Here is a 16,259-nt window from a genome sequence, read left to right as displayed (position 1 = left end):
CCGTTTAAGAAGGCCCGCTCTGCGGGTCTTTTTTTATCTTCAGTTTTCTCTGCTTGTCCTGTACTAATCATCCTGCGACACTATCCGCCCACCGAAAAGGAGCGCCTTATGTTCTTGATTAACGGCCTGGAACAGGACACCCTCGCGGTCAACGACAGGGCCACCCAGTTTGGCGATGGCTGCTTTACAACGGCCCGGATCGAGCAGGGGCGCGTATCTTTACTCTCTGCCCATCTCGCGCGCTTACAGCTTGCCTGCCAGCGTTTAAGCATCGCCTTCAATGACTGGATTCTCCTGCAAGAGGAAATGTGCCAACTGGCGGCCCAACAACAGCAGGGCGTGCTGAAAGTTATTATTAGCCGCGGCACGGGCGGCAGAGGCTACAGCGGTGCGGCGTGTCTCTCCGCTACGCGTATTCTTGCTACGTCCGCATCACCTGCCCATTACGCACGCTGGCGCCGTGACGGCATAACGCTAGCGCTCAGCCCGGTACGCCTGGGGCGCAATCCGTATCTCGCCGGGATGAAACACCTTAACAGACTGGAACAGGTGCTGATTCGCTCTCATCTTGAGCAGACGGACGCTGATGAGGCGCTGGTTCTTGACAGCGAAGGGTGGGTTACGGAATGCTGTGCGGCTAACTTGTTCTGGCGCAAGGGGCAGGACGTTTTCACACCGCGTCTCGATCAGGCGGGCGTGAACGGGATCATGCGCCAGCATATTATTGCGCAGCTTGCCGCATCGCCTTATCAATTGATCGAGGTGGTCGCGCTGCCGGAAGCGTTAGTCGATGCAGACGAAGTGTTAATCTGCAATGCGTTGATACCATTAGCGCCTGTGCAACACTATGCCGGGCTCGATTGGCCGTCGCGCGAACTTTACCAATATTTAGCCCCACTTTGTGAGTTGTCTGATTAGCATGAAGAAATTGTTAGGCGTTATTTTGATACTGCTGGTAGTGATGGCTATCGCTGCGGGCATTGGCGCGTGGAAAGTTCGTCAACTGGCGAACAGCACGCTGTTAATTAAAGAAGATACCATTTTCTCCCTCAAAGCAGGAACGGGTCGACTGGCGCTGGGCCAACAGCTTTACGGCGAAAAAATCATTAATCGTCCGCGCGTGTTTCAGTGGCTGCTGCGCCTTGAGCCCGAGCTCTCTCACTTTAAAGCCGGGACCTATCGCTTTACTCCATCGATGACCGTACGCGAAATGCTGCAATTGCTCGAGAGCGGCAAAGAGGCGCAGTTCCCGCTGCGTTTCGTCGAGGGTATGCGGGTGAGTGATTATCTGCGTCAGCTGCGTGATGCGCCGTATGTGAAGCATACGCTGGCCGACGACAGTTACGAAACCGTCGCAAAGGTGCTTGAGCTTGAGCACCCGGATTGGGTGGAAGGCTGGTTGTGGCCAGATACCTGGATGTACACCGCCAATACCAGCGATGTGGCGATCCTCAAACGTGCGCACCAGAAAATGGTGACCGAGGTCGATAAGGTCTGGGAAGGGCGTATGGAAGGGCTACCGTATAAAGACCAGAACGAACTGGTGACGATGGCCTCGATTATCGAGAAAGAGACTGCCGTGGCTGAGGAGCGCGATCGCGTGGCTTCTGTCTTTATCAACCGTCTGCGTATTGGTATGCGCCTGCAAACTGACCCGACCGTGATTTACGGGATGGGTGAGCGTTATAATGGTAAATTGACGCGTAAAGATCTGGAGACACCGACGGCGTACAATACCTATGTGATTGCCGGTATGCCGCCAGGGCCGATCGCGGCACCTGGGGAAGCGTCGCTGAACGCTGCGGCGCATCCGGCCAAAACGCCGTATCTCTATTTTGTTGCTGACGGAAAAGGCGGTCACACCTTTAATACCAATCTGGTCAGCCATAACCGCTCAGTGCAGGACTATTTAAAAGCACTTAAGGAAAAAAATGCGCAGTAACTATATCGTCATCGAAGGTCTGGAAGGCGCAGGGAAAACCACCGCACGCGACGCAGTGGTAAAAACCTTGCAGGAACTGGGCATCACGGATCTGGTTTTTACCCGTGAGCCGGGCGGGACCGTCCTTGCTGAAAAACTGCGTAGCCTGGTGCTGGATATCAAATCTGTCGGCGATGAAGTGATCACCGATAAAGCCGAAGTCTTGATGTTTTACGCCGCGCGCGTACAACTGGTGGAGACGGTCATTAAACCGGCGCTGGCGAAGGGTGAATGGGTGATTGGCGATCGTCATGACCTCTCGACTCAGGCGTATCAGGGCGGCGGACGCGGTATCGATCAACACATGCTGGCGACGCTGCGCAATGCGGTACTGGGCGATTTTCGCCCGAATCTGACGCTCTATCTGGATGTTACCCCGGAAGTAGGCCTGAAACGCGCCCGTGCGCGCGGCGACCTGGACCGTATTGAGCAGGAGTCACTGAACTTCTTCAACCGTACCCGGGCGCGTTATCTTGAGCTGGCGGCGGCAGATGACAGCATTCGCACTATCGATGCGACGCAGCCGCTGGAGCAGGTCATGAGCGACATCCGCCAGACGGTTATCAACTGGGTTGCGGAGCAGCAGGCATGAAATGGTATCCGTGGCTGCGTCCCGCTTTTGAGCAGCTGATTACCAGCTATCAGGCCGGTCGAGGCCATCATGCGCTGCTGGTGCATGCGCGCGTTGGCATGGGCGATGAAGCGCTGGTCTATGCTCTGACGCGTTACCTGATGTGCCAGCAGCCTGATGGACATAAAAGCTGCGGAAAATGTCATAGTTGCCAGTTAATGCAGGCCGGCACGCATCCGGACTATTACGCGCTTGCGCCAGAAAAGGGCAAGAGCACGCTGGGTATCGATGCGGTGCGTGAGGTCAGCGAGAAGCTGTACGAGCATGCCCGGCTGGGCGGCGCGAAAGTGGTGTGGATTGCCGATGCGGCGATCCTCACAGAAGCGGCCGCCAATGCGTTGTTGAAAACGCTGGAAGAGCCGCCGAAAAATACCTGGTTCTTCCTCGCCTGTGAAGAGCCCGCGCGTCTGCTGGCAACCTTGCGCAGTCGTTGTCGTCTTTTCCATCTCGCGCCGCCGTCAGAGCAGTACGGTTTAGCCTGGCTGGAACGCGAAGTGACAATGTCACGAAATGAATTGCTGGCGGCGCTACGCCTTAGCGCCAGCGCGCCTGCTGCGGCGCAAACGCTGCTTCAGGAAGAGAGCTGGCCATCCCGGGCAAAACTGTGTCAGGGGCTCTCTGCTACCCTTAGCAGCGGTGACTGGCTGGCGCTGCTGCCATTACTGAACCATGAAACGGTCGCCCAGCGTTTGCACTGGCTGGCATCGCTGCTGCTGGATGCGCTTAAACAGCAGCAGGGCATTAGCGCTATCGTGAATGTTGATTATGGTGCGTTGGTGCACCAGATTGCCCACGCAATAGCAGCCACACGTCTCCAGGCTATCGTGGCGGATATCTGTACCTGTCGCGAGCAACTGCTGAACGTGACGGGCCTGAACCGCGAATTGATCCTCACCGAGCGCCTTCTGCGCTGGGAACATTACTTGCAACCTGGTGCGGTACTGCCGGTATCGCATCTCTAAGAGAGACATTATGTTTTTAGTCGACTCGCACTGCCATCTTGATGGCCTCGATTATGAAAACCTGCATAAAGATGTAGATGACGTGCTGGCCAAAGCCGCCGCACGCGATGTGAAATTTTGTCTGGCTGTGGCCACTACCTTGCCCGGATATCGTGGCATGCGCGATCTGGTCGGCCAGCGGCCTGGCGTGGTTTTCTCCTGCGGCGTGCATCCCCTGAATCAGGATGAAGAGTACGATGTAGAAGAACTGCGCCGTCTGGCGGCAGAAGAGGGCGTGGTCGCCATGGGCGAAACCGGGCTCGACTACTATTACACGCCGGAAACAAAACCCCGTCAGCAGATCTCCTTCCGCCAGCATATCCAGATTGGTCGCGAACTGAACAAACCGGTTATCGTTCATACGCGCGACGCACGGGTTGATACGCTGGCGATTCTTCGCGAAGAAAACGTGACGGATTGCGGTGGCGTACTACACTGTTTCACAGAAGACAGAGAAACCGCAGGTAAGTTGCTGGATATGGGGTTCTATATCTCTTTCTCGGGGATTGTGACCTTCCGTAATGCCGAACAGCTGCGTGATGCCGCGCGTTACGTGCCGCTGGATCGTCTGCTGGTTGAGACGGACTCGCCGTATCTGGCGCCGGTACCGCATCGCGGTAAAGAGAATCAGCCCGCGATGACGCGTGATGTTGCGGAGTATATGGCCGTTCTGAAGGGCGTTTCTGTCGAAGAACTGGCGCAGCAGACGACGCAAAACTTCGCCAACCTCTTCCATATCGACCCCGCCCGCCTGCAACTTCCCTGATTTCTCAGCTTATTTTAAAGCTCGTAATTAATAATCAAAGCGAGTAAAGTTCACCGCCATTAAAATGGCGGTGGATGGGGTTTTTGTAACATTTGGCAATCAGTTATGTAAAGTTACATAAGTATTTCATCTGTCGCTCATTGAAACGTGATAGCCGTCAAACAAAGTTCAGGGTATTTATTTTACTCTGTGTAATAAATAAAGGGCGCTTAGATGCCCGTTACACGACGAGGTTACTCCCCCCTCGTTAATGCGTGAAAACGTAGAAAAAATACACAACATCATTCTTGTTGCGTCAGCTGGCACCGTAACTGCCGCTTACGCAGACGTAGCCCGAAAGGTGATGTGTAAAAGCACAAATACTCAGGAGCACTCTCAATTATGTTTAAGAATGCATTTGCTAACCTGCAAAAGGTCGGTAAATCACTGATGTTGCCAGTATCCGTACTGCCTATCGCAGGTATCCTGCTGGGCGTCGGTTCTGCAAACTTCAGCTGGCTGCCAGCCGTCGTTTCCCATGTTATGGCGGAAGCGGGCGGTTCCGTTTTTGCCAACATGCCGCTCATCTTCGCTATCGGTGTTGCACTGGGCTTCACCAATAACGACGGTGTTTCCGCTCTGGCTTCCGTTGTGGCCTACGGCATCATGGTGAAAACCATGGCTGTGGTTGCGCCGCTGGTCCTGCATCTCCCGGCTGAAGAAATCGCCGCGAAGCACCTGGCGGATACCGGTGTTCTCGGCGGTATTATCGCCGGTGCGATCGCCGCGTACATGTTCAACCGCTTCTACCGTATCAAGCTGCCTGAGTATCTGGGCTTCTTCGCCGGTAAACGTTTCGTTCCGATCATTTCTGGTCTGACCGCAATCTTTATGGGCATCGTGCTCTCCTTCATTTGGCCGCCGATTGGTACGGCTATCCAGACCTTCTCTCAGTGGGCTGCTTACCAGAACCCGGTTGTGGCGTTTGGTATCTACGGCTTCATCGAGCGCTGCCTGGTACCGTTCGGTCTGCACCACATCTGGAACGTACCTTTCCAGATGCAGATTGGTGAATTCACCAACGCAGCAGGCCAGGTGTTCCACGGTGATATCCCGCGTTACATGGCCGGTGACCCGACTGCGGGCAAACTGTCCGGTGGCTTCCTGTTCAAAATGTACGGCCTGCCGGCTGCAGCGATTGCTATCTGGCACTCTGCTAAACCGGAAAACCGTGCAAAAGTGGGCGGTATCATGATCTCCGCGGCGCTGACCTCGTTCCTGACCGGTATTACCGAGCCGATCGAGTTCTCCTTCATGTTCGTTGCGCCGATCCTGTACATCATCCACGCGATTCTGGCGGGTCTGGCATTCCCGATCTGTATCCTGCTGGGTATGCGTGACGGTACGTCGTTCTCTCACGGCCTGATCGACTTTATCGTTCTGTCTGGTAACAGCAGCAAACTGTGGCTGTTCCCGATTGTCGGTATCTGCTATGCGATCGTTTACTACACCATCTTCCGCGTGCTGATTAAAGCACTGGACCTGAAAACTCCGGGTCGTGAAGATGCATCCGAAGACAGCAAAGCTGGCGTAACCAGCGAAATGGCACCGGCTCTGGTGGCAGCTTTCGGCGGTAAAGAAAATATCACCAACCTTGATGCCTGTATCACCCGTTTACGTGTCAGCGTGGCGGACGTTGCGAAAGTTGACCAGCCTGGGCTGAAGAAACTGGGCGCGGCAGGTGTGGTTGTTGCGGGTTCCGGCGTTCAGGCGATTTTCGGTACTAAATCCGATAACCTGAAAACCGAAATGGATGAATACATCCGCAATAACTAAGCTCGGTTGAGCGAAGTTGGGGAGAAGAAAAGGGGAGCCGAATGGCTCCCCTTTTTGCAACCTGAGATTGCCTGATGCGCTGCGCTTATCAGGCCTGGCATTCACTGTTTTGTAGGCCTGACATTCGGCATTACGCGATAGCGTTCTCTTCTAACTGACGCATAAACTGACGCACCCATTCCATTCGCGCTTTACGCTCGCTCAGGTCCTGGAAGAACTTCAGCCGCGTTGGGCCGTCCAGGCGATAGTGCTGTGGCTGTTTCTGCAACAGACCAATCAGCCAGCTCGGGTTCACATGGTTTTTCTCCGCGAACTCAATCACCCCGCCTTTCTCGTTGCCTTCCAGCTTTCGAATACCCAGTTTCTGGGCCTGTTGGCGCAGACGGGCGATATCCAGCAGCGTACGCGCCGCATCCGGCAACAGACCAAAGCGGTCAATCAGTTCCACTTTGATCTCATCCAGTTCGCTTTCGCTTTTCGCACTGGCGATACGCTTGTAGAAGGAGAGACGCGTATTGACGTCAGGAATGAAATCGTCCGGCAGCAGCGACGGCATCCGCAGCTCTACTTCCGTTTGCTGGCTGGTGAGATCCTCCAGCGACGGTTCACGGCCTTCTTTTAACGCATCGACGGCGTTTTCCAACAGTTCCATATAAAGTGAGAAGCCAATGGTTTCCATTGAACCGCTCTGGTCTTCGCCCAGCAGTTCCCCCGCGCCGCGAATTTCAAGGTCGTGAGTCGCCAGCGCGAATCCAGCGCCGAGATCTTCCAGCGAAGCAATGGCTTCCAGACGTTTCTGCGCATCGGTGGTCATCGCCTTTGGATGCGGGGTCAGCAGCCACGCATAGGCCTGGTGATGCGAACGCCCCACGCGGCCACGCAACTGGTGCAGCTGCGCCAGACCGAAGTGATCCGCCCGCTCAATAATGATGGTATTGGCGGTCGGAATGTCGATACCGGTCTCGATGATGGTGGTACATACCAGCACGTTAAACCGCTGGTGGTGGAAATCGTTCATCACGCGTTCCAGTTCACGTTCGCGCATCTGACCATGGCCTATCGCGATACGCGCCTCCGGCACCAGTTCGGCCAGTTTATCCGCTGTTTTCTGGATATTTTCAACGTCATTGAACAGGTAATAGACCTGACCGCCACGCAGAATTTCACGCAGAATGGCTTCACGAACCACCAGGTTATCGTATTCACGCACGAAGGTTTTCACCGCCAGTCGACGCGCCGGCGGCGTGGCAATAATCGACAAATCGCGCATGCCGCTCATCGCCATATTCAGCGTACGCGGGATTGGCGTGGCGGTGAGCGTCAGGATATCCACGTCGGCGCGCATCGCTTTAATGCGTTCTTTGTGGCGCACGCCGAAGCGGTGCTCTTCATCGACAATCAGCAAGCCTAAATCTTTCAGCTTCACATCGTTTTGCAGCAGCTTGTGGGTGCCGATCAGAATGTCGATTTTACCTTCCGCCACCTGTTCCAGAATTTGTGCCTGCTCTTTGGCGCTACGGAAGCGGGAGAGCATTTCAATGCGCACCGGCCAGTTGGCAAAACGGTCGCGGAAGTTGTCGTAGTGCTGTTGCGCCAGCAGGGTAGTCGGCACCAGCACGGCCACCTGTTTATTGTTTTCGACAGCGAGGAATGCGGCACGCATCGCTACTTCAGTTTTACCGAAGCCAACGTCGCCGCACACCAGGCGGTCCATCGCCAGCGGCTGGCACATGTCGCTTAACACAGCATTTATGGCCTGCGCCTGATCCGGCGTGGTTTCGAACGGGAAGCTATCGCAGAAAAGCTGATACTGTTCACGGTCGTGTTTAAAGGCAAAGCCTTCTTTCGCTGCACGCTGGGCATAAATATCAAGCAACTCGGCCGCGACATCGCGCACTTTCTCAGAGGCTTTCTGTCGGGCGCGCGCCCAGGCATCGCCGCCCAGTTTGTGCAGCGGCGCATTTTCTTCCGCACCCCCGGCGTAGCGGCTAATCAGGTGCAGCGAGGAGACCGGCACATACAGTTTGGCCTCGTTGGCGTAGGTCAGCATCAGGTATTCGCCTTTGATGCCACCGGCCTCCAGCGTGGTCATCCCTGCGTAGCGGCCAACCCCGTGTTCCAGATGCACCACCGGCTGGCCGATATGCAGCTCAGCCAGGTTGCGGATTAGGGTATCCGGATTAATGGTGCGACGGGAGTCCTGACGACGTCGCGCCACGCGCTCGCCCAGCAGGTCGCTTTCGCAAATCAGCGCCCGGTTATTCTGCGTGTCGATAAACCCGTGTTCCGCCGCGCCAATCATCAGATAGCGCCCGGTGTCCGTGGCTTCATCCAGCCGCAGAATGCGTTTTGGCGATAGCTTGATACGCGCCAGAAGTTCGCCTAACGCTTCCCGACGGCCTTCGCTCTCTACGGAGAAAATCACCGGGCCGGTGAACGATTCCAGGAAGCGGCGCAGGTTATCCAGCGGCGCTTTATTTTGCGCCTGAATCGCCAGCTCGGGCAGCGGCTGGAAGCCGAGGTTAGTATTGGCGGCTTTCTCTGCCAGATGCTCTGTTTTAAGCTGAATGCGCGGCCATTTTTTTAGCTCACCGTTGAGCTCGTCCGGGCGCAGCCACAGCAGTTCGGGCTCCAGTAAAGGGCGCATCGGGTCAACGCCGCGATTCTCGAAGCGCGCCTGTGCATCAGCCTGGAAGCGCGTAGCGCTGGCGTCGAGGTCACCGGTATTCACCAGCAGCGTATTGGCCGGGAAATAGCTGAACAGCGGCGGCAACGGCTCGCTAAAGAACAGCGGCTGCCAGTACTCGATCCCCGCTGGCAGCGTACCTTTACTCACCTGTTGATAGATATGCTCGGCATCGCGCTTCACATCGAATTTATCGCGCCACTGGCTGCGGAACAGTTCGATGGCGGTCTTATCCGTCGGGAATTCGTGTGCAGGCAGAAGATTAATGGAATCGACTTCTTCCAGCGTGCGCTGGCTGTCCGGGTCGAACACGCGCAGGCTGTCAATTTCATCATCGAAGAAATCGAGACGATACGGCTGCTCGCTGCCCATCGGGAAGAGATCGAGCAGCGCGCCACGCGTGGCGTACTCGCCGTGCTCCATGACCTGATCCACGTGACGATAACCCGCGCTGTCCAGTTGCGCACGCAAGGCATCGCGTGACAGACGCTGGCCTTTTTTCATCATCAATGCGTGGCCGTGCAGATAACTGTGCGGGCAAACGCGCTGCATCAGTGTGCTTACGGGCACTATCAACACGCCGCGCTGCATCATCGGCAACTGATAAAGCGTTGAAAGACGGGACGAAATAATGTCCTGGTGCGGCGAGAAACTGTCGTACGGCAGCGTTTCCCAGTCGGCGAGGTTCATCACCAGATTATCGGTAAATTGGCTGATTTCATCGTGCAGTCGCAGGGCATTCTGCATATCCGGCGCAATCAGGATAACCGGGCCGGCATGACGTTCGGAAATCTCCGCGACCAGGGTGGCGCAGGCCGCACCGGTCAATTCCCCCAGTTGACGCTGATCGCCAGCTTTGGTGGGTAGGGCGTAACGGGCTAGTTCAGGCATAGCGGGGCACGTTCTCCAGAAACCGCAAAGTGACACGGTAAAAATATCAATTTATTACGCTTATTATCCGTGATGGCGGCGGGAGTGCAACTGCGGAAAATCGAGGAGGGAAAACGCCAGGCCCGGAAGCCTGGCGCGTGGGGTCAGGACGCCGCCAGCGCGCGTTTTGCCGGCGGGCTAAACAGCAGATCGTCCGTCAGGCGGCGTGAAATCTGACGCACTAAAAGACCAAACAGTGTGCACACGAAAAGGCTTAGCAGCGGGTAAGTCAGCAGCAATGCCAGTTCGCTGGTCGCCGTGAGCGCATGCCCGTTTACCTGTTTGATGAGTACCAGGCTTGCGCCTTCGACCAGAATACGGTGCGTGGTGTAGATGGCGATGGTGTTTGAACCCACGACGTTCAGCCAGTTATTTTCGCTCGGTTGAATAACGTGACTGGCTCGCCAGAACAGCTTCATGATGACGAAAATCGACAGCAGCGCCATCAGCAGCGGAATACCTTTGAAGTAGAGCGCCACGGCGGCAAGTGCGAAAATCAGAAGCGGAACAAACGCCTTGCGCGGCAGCGCTGTCGTCAGCCAGGTCATCACCGCCGTACCGTACCACGCGCCCAGCGCATAATAGATAACGTTACGCAGCACGCTGTTCATTCCCCACCACGGTAGCGGCAGGTAGTTGATTGCCACGCTGAGGACGGCTAACGCGACAAGTAGCGGCGCCTTCGCGCGCACAAACAGTTTGCAGAACACGAAATAGACGACCAGCGCGTAGAGATACCACAGGCTGGTGCTGGCGGTGAGCATGCCATACAAAAACTCGCCGGGGTTATCAGCGTAGGCTGCGTTGGCGGCATTACCGAGGTCGCGTTCAGGCGCCAGCCAGCCGTTTAGCTGGCGCAGTGCCAGCCACTGCAACAGCCCCCACAGCGCCAGCACATAGACAATATGCCAGATGCGTTTATCTACGCAACCTTTCCACGGTACTTCGGCGACATAGCGCTTAATGAGAAAGCCCGAGATGAAGAAGAAGACCGGCATGCGGAACGGGGCAAGGTATAAATTAAAGTAGATCCAGCATTTCGAGAGTGTCTCTGACCAGGGATGCTGGAACGCATAGAGGTGCGGATAGAAGGTAATCACCGAGTGATACACCACCACCAGGCAGATGCATAGCCCTTTTATCTGGTTGATCCATAATGTTTTTTGTTGCATGTCGCCGTGCCTTCGTTGCCATAAAATAAAGCGTTATCCTGAAGGCCGTAAAAAGGGATGTAATGGGTAACAGTCTGTATTCAGACCATTTTCAGAAAAGGATCAGGTAACAACCAGGTATCGTTTTCCACGTTATTGCGCAAATCAATCGCCTGTTTTATCTGCGAATCTGAAATCATTTGCTTGATTTTTAGGAATATTTTAACCCGGCGATGACGAAAACTTACTGTTTCACTCATTTACGCTCTTTGCTTTCGCTTATATACTCATGCCTCTGCTATCAGCAAAGACGGATTACATGTATCAACCTGTCGCACTATTCATTGGCCTGCGTTATATGCGTGGGCGCGCAGCGGACCGTTTCGGTCGCTTTGTTTCCTGGCTGTCGACAATCGGCATTACGCTTGGCGTAATGGCGCTGGTTACCGTACTTTCGGTGATGAACGGCTTTGAACGCGAGCTGCAAAACAACATTCTGGGGCTGATGCCTCAGGCCATCCTGAGCGCTGAAAACGGTTCGCTCAATCCTCAAACGCTGCCTGAGAAAGACATCAAGCTGCAAGGCGTCACGCGCGTTGCGCCGTTAACCACCGGCGATGTGGTGCTGCAAAGCGCGCGCAACGTCTCGGTTGGCGTGATGCTGGGTGTTGATCCCGCCCAGAAAGATCCGCTGACGCCATATCTGGTTAACGTCAAACAGAGTGCGCTGGAAGCGGGCAAATATAACGTCATTCTCGGTGAACAGCTGGCGGGGCAACTGGGCGTTAACCGTGGCGATCAGCTGCGCGTGATGGTGCCGTCGGCCAGCCAGTTTACGCCGATGGGCCGCGTTCCGAGCCAGCGCCTGTTTAATGTCATCGGCACCTTCGCCGCAAGCAGCGAAGTCGATGGTTATCAAATGCTGGTCAACATTCAGGATGCTTCGCGCTTAATGCGCTATCCGGCGGGGAATATCACTGGCTGGCGTCTGTGGCTCGATAAACCGTTGCAGGTCGATACCCTCAGCCAGCAAACGCTGCCGGAAGGCACCAAATGGCAGGACTGGCGCGAGCGTAAAGGCGAGTTGTTCCAGGCCGTGCGCATGGAAAAAAACATGATGGGGCTGTTGTTGAGCCTGATCATCGCGGTAGCAGCCTTCAATATCATCACCTCGCTGGGTCTGATGGTGATGGAGAAGCAGGGCGAAGTCGCCATTCTGCAAACCCAGGGGCTGACACCACGTCAAATTCTGATGGTCTTTATGGTCCAGGGCGCGAGCGCAGGCGTGATAGGTGCACTGCTTGGTGCCGTACTCGGCGTGTTGCTCGCCAGTCAACTTAACAATTTAATGCCGATAATCGGCGCGTTTCTCGATGGCGCGGCGCTGCCGGTAGCTATCGACCCATTGCAGGTTATCGTGATTGCGCTGGTGGCGATGGCGCTGGCGTTACTCTCTACGCTTTATCCTTCCTGGCGCGCTGCCGCCACTCAACCCGCTGAGGCTTTACGTTATGAATAAGATCCTGTTGCAATGCGACAACCTGTGCAAACGCTATCAGGAAGGCTCTGTGCAAACCGACGTGCTGCACAATGTGAGCTTTAACGTGGGCGAAGGCGAGATGATGGCGATTGTCGGTAGCTCCGGCTCCGGTAAAAGTACGCTGTTGCACCTGCTGGGCGGGCTTGATACACCGACCTCCGGCGACGTTATTTTTAGTGGTCAGCCAATGAGCAAGCTCTCTTCGGCGGCGAAAGCTGAACTGCGTAACCAGAAACTCGGCTTTATCTATCAGTTCCACCACCTGCTGCCCGATTTCACCGCGCTGGAAAATGTGGCAATGCCACTGCTTATCGGCAAGAAGAAACCGGCGGAAATCAATGCGCGCGCATTAGAGATGCTGAACGCCGTTGGGCTTGGGCATCGTGCCCGCCATCGCCCGTCGGAACTCTCCGGCGGCGAACGCCAGCGCGTGGCAATTGCCCGTGCGCTGGTCAACAACCCGCGTCTGGTGCTGGCGGATGAACCGACCGGCAACCTGGATGCTAAAAACGCTGACAGCATTTTTAAACTGCTGGGTGAACTGAACCAGTCCCAGGGCACCGCGTTCCTGGTTGTCACCCATGACCTGCAACTGGCGAAACGCATGGGCCGCCAGCTTGAGATGCGCGATGGCCGTCTTACCGATCAACTCTCCCTGATGGGAGCAGATTGATGGCCCCGTCACTCTCCCTTCTGATTGGCCTGCGCTTTAGCCGCGGGCGTCGCCGCAGCGGCATGGTGTCGCTGATCTCCGTGATTTCCACCGTCGGTATCGCGCTGGGCGTCGCAGTATTGATCCTCGGCTTAAGCGCGATGAACGGTTTTGAACGCGAGCTGAACAACCGCGTACTTGCCGTAGTACCGCACGGGCAAATTGAAGCGGTAAACCAGCCGTGGACCAACTGGCGCACCATTCTGCCACAGGTTGAAAAAGTGAACGGTATCGCGGCTGCGGCGCCTTACATCACCTTCACCGGGCTGGTCGAAAGCGGCAGCAATATGCGCGCGATTCAGGTGAAAGGTGTCGATCCTGCGCAGGAAAGCCGTTTAAGCGCGTTGCCGAAATTTGTGCAGGGCGAAAGCTGGAGCGACTTTAAGGCGGGCGGTCAGCAAATCATTATCGGCAAAGGTGTGGCGGATGCGCTGAAGGTGAAGCAGGGTGACTGGCTGACCATCATGATCCCGAACGCCAATGCGGAACACAAGCTGCTGCAACCCAAACGCATTCGTTTGCATGTTTCCGGCATTTTGCAGCTTAGCGGCCAGCTCGATCATAGCTTTGCCATGATTCCATTGCAGGATGCGCAGCAGTATCTGGAAATGGGTGACAGTGTCACGGGCATCGCGATTAAAGTAAACGACGTCTTCAACGCCAATAAACTGGTCCGTTCCGCAGGCGAAGTGACCAACAGCTATGTCACTATTCAGAGCTGGATTGGCACCTACGGCTATATGTACCGCGATATCCAGATGATCCGCGCGATTATGTATCTGGCGATGGTGCTGGTGATCGGCGTGGCCTGCTTCAACATCGTCTCAACACTGGTGATGGCGGTGAAAGATAAAAGTAGCGATATTGCGGTACTGCGCACATTGGGCGCAAAAGACGGGCTGATCCGCGCAATTTTCGTGTGGTATGGTTTACTCGCTGGCCTGTTAGGCAGCCTGCTCGGTGTGGTGATTGGCGTGCTGTGTGCGCTGAATCTGACGCCGATTATGAAGTGGATTGAAGGTGTTACTCGCCATAAATTTTTGTCTGGCGATATCTATTTTATTGACTTCCTGCCGTCTGAACTTCACTGGCTGGATGTCTTTTATGTGCTGGTCACCGCACTGTTGCTGAGTTTGCTGGCGAGCTGGTATCCGGCTCGCCGCGCCAGCCGTATCGACCCGGCGAGGGTGCTGAGTGGCCAGTAATTTAACGTCCTGACGGTGCAGTTTTGCCGCTGTGCGCGTCAGTAAGAGGAATTTACGATGATGCATTATGGATTTGATATTGGCGGCAGCAAAATTGCACTCGGCGTGTTCGATACGAAGCGACAGCTAGTCTGGGAAACGCGTGTCGCGACGCCGAAAGAGAGTTATGACGCGTTTCTTGACGCCGTTTGCGGGCTGGTGGCGCAAGCCGATGCGCGCTTCAACTGTCAGGGAACCGTGGGTATTGGTATTCCAGGCATGCCGGAAACCGAAGACGGTACACTGTATGCGGCCAACGTGCCTGCTGCTACCGGCAAACCGCTGCGCGCAGACTTAAGCCGCTTGCTGGAGCGCGATGTCCGTCTCGATAACGACGCCAACTGCTTCGCAATCTCAGAAGCGTGGGACGATGAATTCACCCAATACCCGTTGGTGATGGGGTTAATTCTCGGCACCGGCGTCGGTGGCGGCATTGTGCAGAACGGCAAATCGATTACCGGCCATCGTTACATTACCGGAGAGTTCGGACACATCCGCTTGCCGGTGGATGCGTTAGAGGTGGTGGGGCGTGATTTTCCGTTAACGCGCTGCGGCTGCGGGCAACTGGGCTGCATCGAAAATTACCTTTCCGGGCGCGGATTTGCCTGGCTTTATACACATTTTTATCACCAGCAACGCACCTCTCCGGAGATTGTCGCATTGTGGGAGCAGGGCGACACGCAGGCGCGCGAACACGTTGAGCGCTATCTGGACCTCCTGGCGGTGTGCCTGGGCAATATTTTAACTATCGTGGACCCCGATTTAGTGGTCCTCGGTGGCGGGTTATCAAACTTTTCAGCTATCACAGATGGGCTAGCGCAGCGCCTGCCGCGCCATTTACTTCCCGTCGCTGCCGTACCGCGCATAGAACGCGCGCGACACGGTGACGCGGGAGGAATGCGCGGCGCTGCCTTCCTTCATCTCACAAACTAATACATGGAGTAGATATGCAGTCGCGCCGCTTACATCGATTGAGCCGTTTTCGTCGGAATAAACGTCAGCTGCGCCAGCGTCTGCGCCAGCGGATTTTTTTCACTGACAGGGTGATACCAGAGCATATGGATAAACCAAGAGTTCTTGTGCTAACGGGTGCCGGTATTTCGGCTGAATCGGGTATTCGCACGTTTCGCGCGGCTGATGGACTGTGGGAAGAGCATCGGGTTGAGGATGTCGCGACGCCTGAAGGGTTCCAGCGCGATCCGGCGCTGGTTCAGGCGTTTTACAACGCGCGCCGCAGGCAGCTTCAGCAGCCGGAAATCCAGCCGAATGCCGCGCATATTGCGCTGGCCAGGCTGGAAGAGGCGCTGGGCGATAATTTTATGCTGGTGACGCAAAATATCGATAACCTGCATGAGCGTGCAGGCAGCAAAAATGTGCTGCATATGCACGGCGAACTGCTCAAAGTGCGCTGCACGCAGAGCGGACAAGTGCTGGACTGGACAGACGATGTGACGCCGGACGATAAATGTCACTGCTGTCAGTTCCCGGCGCCGTTGCGCCCGCATATCGTCTGGTTTGGTGAGATGCCGTTCGAGATGGACCACATCTATCTGGCGCTCTCTATGGCCGACATTTTTATCGCCATCGGGACCTCCGGCCACGTCTATCCGGCGGCAGGTTTTGTGCATGAAGCCAAACTGCACGGCGCGAAAACCGTGGAGCTCAACCTCGAACCAAGCCAGGTGGGCAGCGAGTTTGAAGAGAAGTACTACGGGCTGGCGAGTGAAGTAGTGCCCGAATTCGTCGAGCAACTGCTGCAAAAAATGTAATTCTGTGCACCCGGCGATGTTTGCCGGGTGCCA

The 16,259-nt window shown here is 55.7% G+C and carries 14 protein-coding genes; 11 read left to right on the top strand and 3 right to left on the bottom strand.

Annotated features, from left to right (window positions below):
• Positions 1-108: 108 nt before the first annotated feature.
• The 6 genes from pabC (at position 109) to ptsG (ending at position 6,194) form a co-directional block, all read left to right on the top strand.
• Positions 109-918: an aminodeoxychorismate lyase gene (pabC, locus tag ACWWFX_RS15545; protein WP_473224196.1), complete on the top strand. Its 810-nt coding sequence runs from the start codon at positions 109-111 to the stop codon at positions 916-918.
• A 1-nt stretch (position 919) separates the two neighbouring features.
• Positions 920-1,942: a cell division protein YceG gene (gene yceG / locus ACWWFX_RS15540; protein ID WP_456145362.1), complete on the top strand. Its 1,023-nt coding sequence runs from the start codon at positions 920-922 to the stop codon at positions 1,940-1,942.
• Positions 1,932-2,573: a dTMP kinase gene (gene tmk, locus ACWWFX_RS15535; RefSeq protein WP_473224195.1), complete on the top strand. Its 642-nt coding sequence runs from the start codon at positions 1,932-1,934 to the stop codon at positions 2,571-2,573. Before yceG ends, tmk begins: the two co-directional genes overlap by 11 nt.
• Positions 2,570-3,574, top strand: coding sequence for a DNA polymerase III subunit delta' (gene holB, locus ACWWFX_RS15530; protein WP_473224194.1), 1,005 nt, complete (start codon positions 2,570-2,572; stop codon positions 3,572-3,574). The genes tmk and holB overlap by 4 nt, the downstream gene beginning before the upstream one ends.
• 10 nt (positions 3,575-3,584) lie before the next feature.
• Positions 3,585-4,379, top strand: a complete 795-nt coding sequence (locus ACWWFX_RS15525) for a metal-dependent hydrolase (protein WP_473224193.1) — start codon at positions 3,585-3,587, stop codon at positions 4,377-4,379.
• A 381-nt stretch (positions 4,380-4,760) separates the two neighbouring features.
• Positions 4,761-6,194: a PTS glucose transporter subunit IIBC gene (ptsG, locus tag ACWWFX_RS15520; RefSeq protein ID WP_276220198.1), complete on the top strand. Its 1,434-nt coding sequence runs from the start codon at positions 4,761-4,763 to the stop codon at positions 6,192-6,194.
• A 130-nt stretch (positions 6,195-6,324) separates the two neighbouring features.
• Here the strand turns inward: ptsG and mfd are convergent, their stop codons facing one another.
• From mfd to ACWWFX_RS15505, 3 genes are all read right to left on the bottom strand, one after another.
• Positions 6,325-9,771 (bottom strand): transcription-repair coupling factor, encoded by a 3,447-nt coding sequence (gene mfd, locus ACWWFX_RS15515; RefSeq protein WP_473224192.1) that lies wholly within the window; start codon positions 9,769-9,771, stop codon positions 6,325-6,327.
• A gap of 143 nt (positions 9,772-9,914) precedes the next feature.
• Entirely contained in the window at positions 9,915-10,982 is a 1,068-nt protein-coding gene (locus ACWWFX_RS15510) for an acyltransferase family protein (protein ID WP_473224191.1), read from the bottom strand.
• Positions 10,983-11,062: 80 nt separating this feature from the next.
• Positions 11,063-11,221, bottom strand: coding sequence for a hypothetical protein (locus ACWWFX_RS15505; protein ID WP_473224190.1), 159 nt, complete (start codon positions 11,219-11,221; stop codon positions 11,063-11,065).
• Positions 11,222-11,280: 59 nt separating this feature from the next.
• On the opposite strand from ACWWFX_RS15505, the gene lolC reads away from it, so the two are divergent.
• The 5 genes from lolC to cobB are packed head-to-tail and all read left to right on the top strand — an operon-like array spanning position 11,281 to position 16,226.
• Positions 11,281-12,480: a lipoprotein-releasing ABC transporter permease subunit LolC gene (gene lolC / locus ACWWFX_RS15500; protein ID WP_473224189.1), complete on the top strand. Its 1,200-nt coding sequence runs from the start codon at positions 11,281-11,283 to the stop codon at positions 12,478-12,480.
• Entirely contained in the window at positions 12,473-13,174 is a 702-nt protein-coding gene (gene lolD, locus ACWWFX_RS15495; RefSeq protein ID WP_276220194.1) for a lipoprotein-releasing ABC transporter ATP-binding protein LolD, read from the top strand. Before lolC ends, lolD begins: the two co-directional genes overlap by 8 nt.
• Positions 13,174-14,418 (top strand): lipoprotein-releasing ABC transporter permease subunit LolE, encoded by a 1,245-nt coding sequence (gene lolE / locus ACWWFX_RS15490; RefSeq protein ID WP_276220193.1) that lies wholly within the window; start codon positions 13,174-13,176, stop codon positions 14,416-14,418. The genes lolD and lolE overlap by 1 nt, the downstream gene beginning before the upstream one ends.
• A gap of 60 nt (positions 14,419-14,478) precedes the next feature.
• A complete protein-coding gene (nagK, locus tag ACWWFX_RS15485; protein WP_276220352.1) occupies positions 14,479-15,390 on the top strand; it encodes an N-acetylglucosamine kinase in 912 nt (303 codons plus the stop codon).
• A 14-nt stretch (positions 15,391-15,404) separates the two neighbouring features.
• Positions 15,405-16,226, top strand: coding sequence for a Sir2 family NAD+-dependent deacetylase (cobB, locus tag ACWWFX_RS15480; protein WP_149464716.1), 822 nt, complete (start codon positions 15,405-15,407; stop codon positions 16,224-16,226).
• Positions 16,227-16,259: the final 33 nt, after the last annotated feature.

The sequence above is a fragment of the Pseudocitrobacter sp. 2023LY-00077 genome, from assembly GCF_055796175.1.
Note: the sequence above shows the minus strand (reverse complement) of the source record. Positions and strands in the feature narration are given on the sequence as shown.

Excerpts from the sequence above, each read along its gene's own strand:
- lolE (WP_276220193.1), top strand. The coding sequence starts at position 13,174 with ATGGCCCCGTCACTCTCCCTTCTGATTGGCCTGCGCTTTAGCCGCGGG.
- lolC (WP_473224189.1), top strand. The coding sequence starts at position 11,281 with ATGTATCAACCTGTCGCACTATTCATTGGCCTGCGTTATATGCGTGGG.
- pabC (WP_473224196.1), top strand. The coding sequence starts at position 109 with ATGTTCTTGATTAACGGCCTGGAACAGGACACCCTCGCGGTCAACGAC.
- holB (WP_473224194.1), top strand. The coding sequence starts at position 2,570 with ATGAAATGGTATCCGTGGCTGCGTCCCGCTTTTGAGCAGCTGATTACC.
- ACWWFX_RS15505 (WP_473224190.1), bottom strand. The coding sequence starts at position 11,221 with ATGAGTGAAACAGTAAGTTTTCGTCATCGCCGGGTTAAAATATTCCTA.
- mfd (WP_473224192.1), bottom strand. The coding sequence starts at position 9,771 with ATGCCTGAACTAGCCCGTTACGCCCTACCCACCAAAGCTGGCGATCAG.
- lolD (WP_276220194.1), top strand. The coding sequence starts at position 12,473 with ATGAATAAGATCCTGTTGCAATGCGACAACCTGTGCAAACGCTATCAG.
- cobB (WP_149464716.1), top strand. The coding sequence starts at position 15,405 with ATGCAGTCGCGCCGCTTACATCGATTGAGCCGTTTTCGTCGGAATAAA.
- nagK (WP_276220352.1), top strand. The coding sequence starts at position 14,479 with ATGCATTATGGATTTGATATTGGCGGCAGCAAAATTGCACTCGGCGTG.
- ACWWFX_RS15525 (WP_473224193.1), top strand. The coding sequence starts at position 3,585 with ATGTTTTTAGTCGACTCGCACTGCCATCTTGATGGCCTCGATTATGAA.
- ptsG (WP_276220198.1), top strand. The coding sequence starts at position 4,761 with ATGTTTAAGAATGCATTTGCTAACCTGCAAAAGGTCGGTAAATCACTG.
- ACWWFX_RS15510 (WP_473224191.1), bottom strand. The coding sequence starts at position 10,982 with ATGCAACAAAAAACATTATGGATCAACCAGATAAAAGGGCTATGCATC.
- yceG (WP_456145362.1), top strand. The coding sequence starts at position 920 with ATGAAGAAATTGTTAGGCGTTATTTTGATACTGCTGGTAGTGATGGCT.
- tmk (WP_473224195.1), top strand. The coding sequence starts at position 1,932 with ATGCGCAGTAACTATATCGTCATCGAAGGTCTGGAAGGCGCAGGGAAA.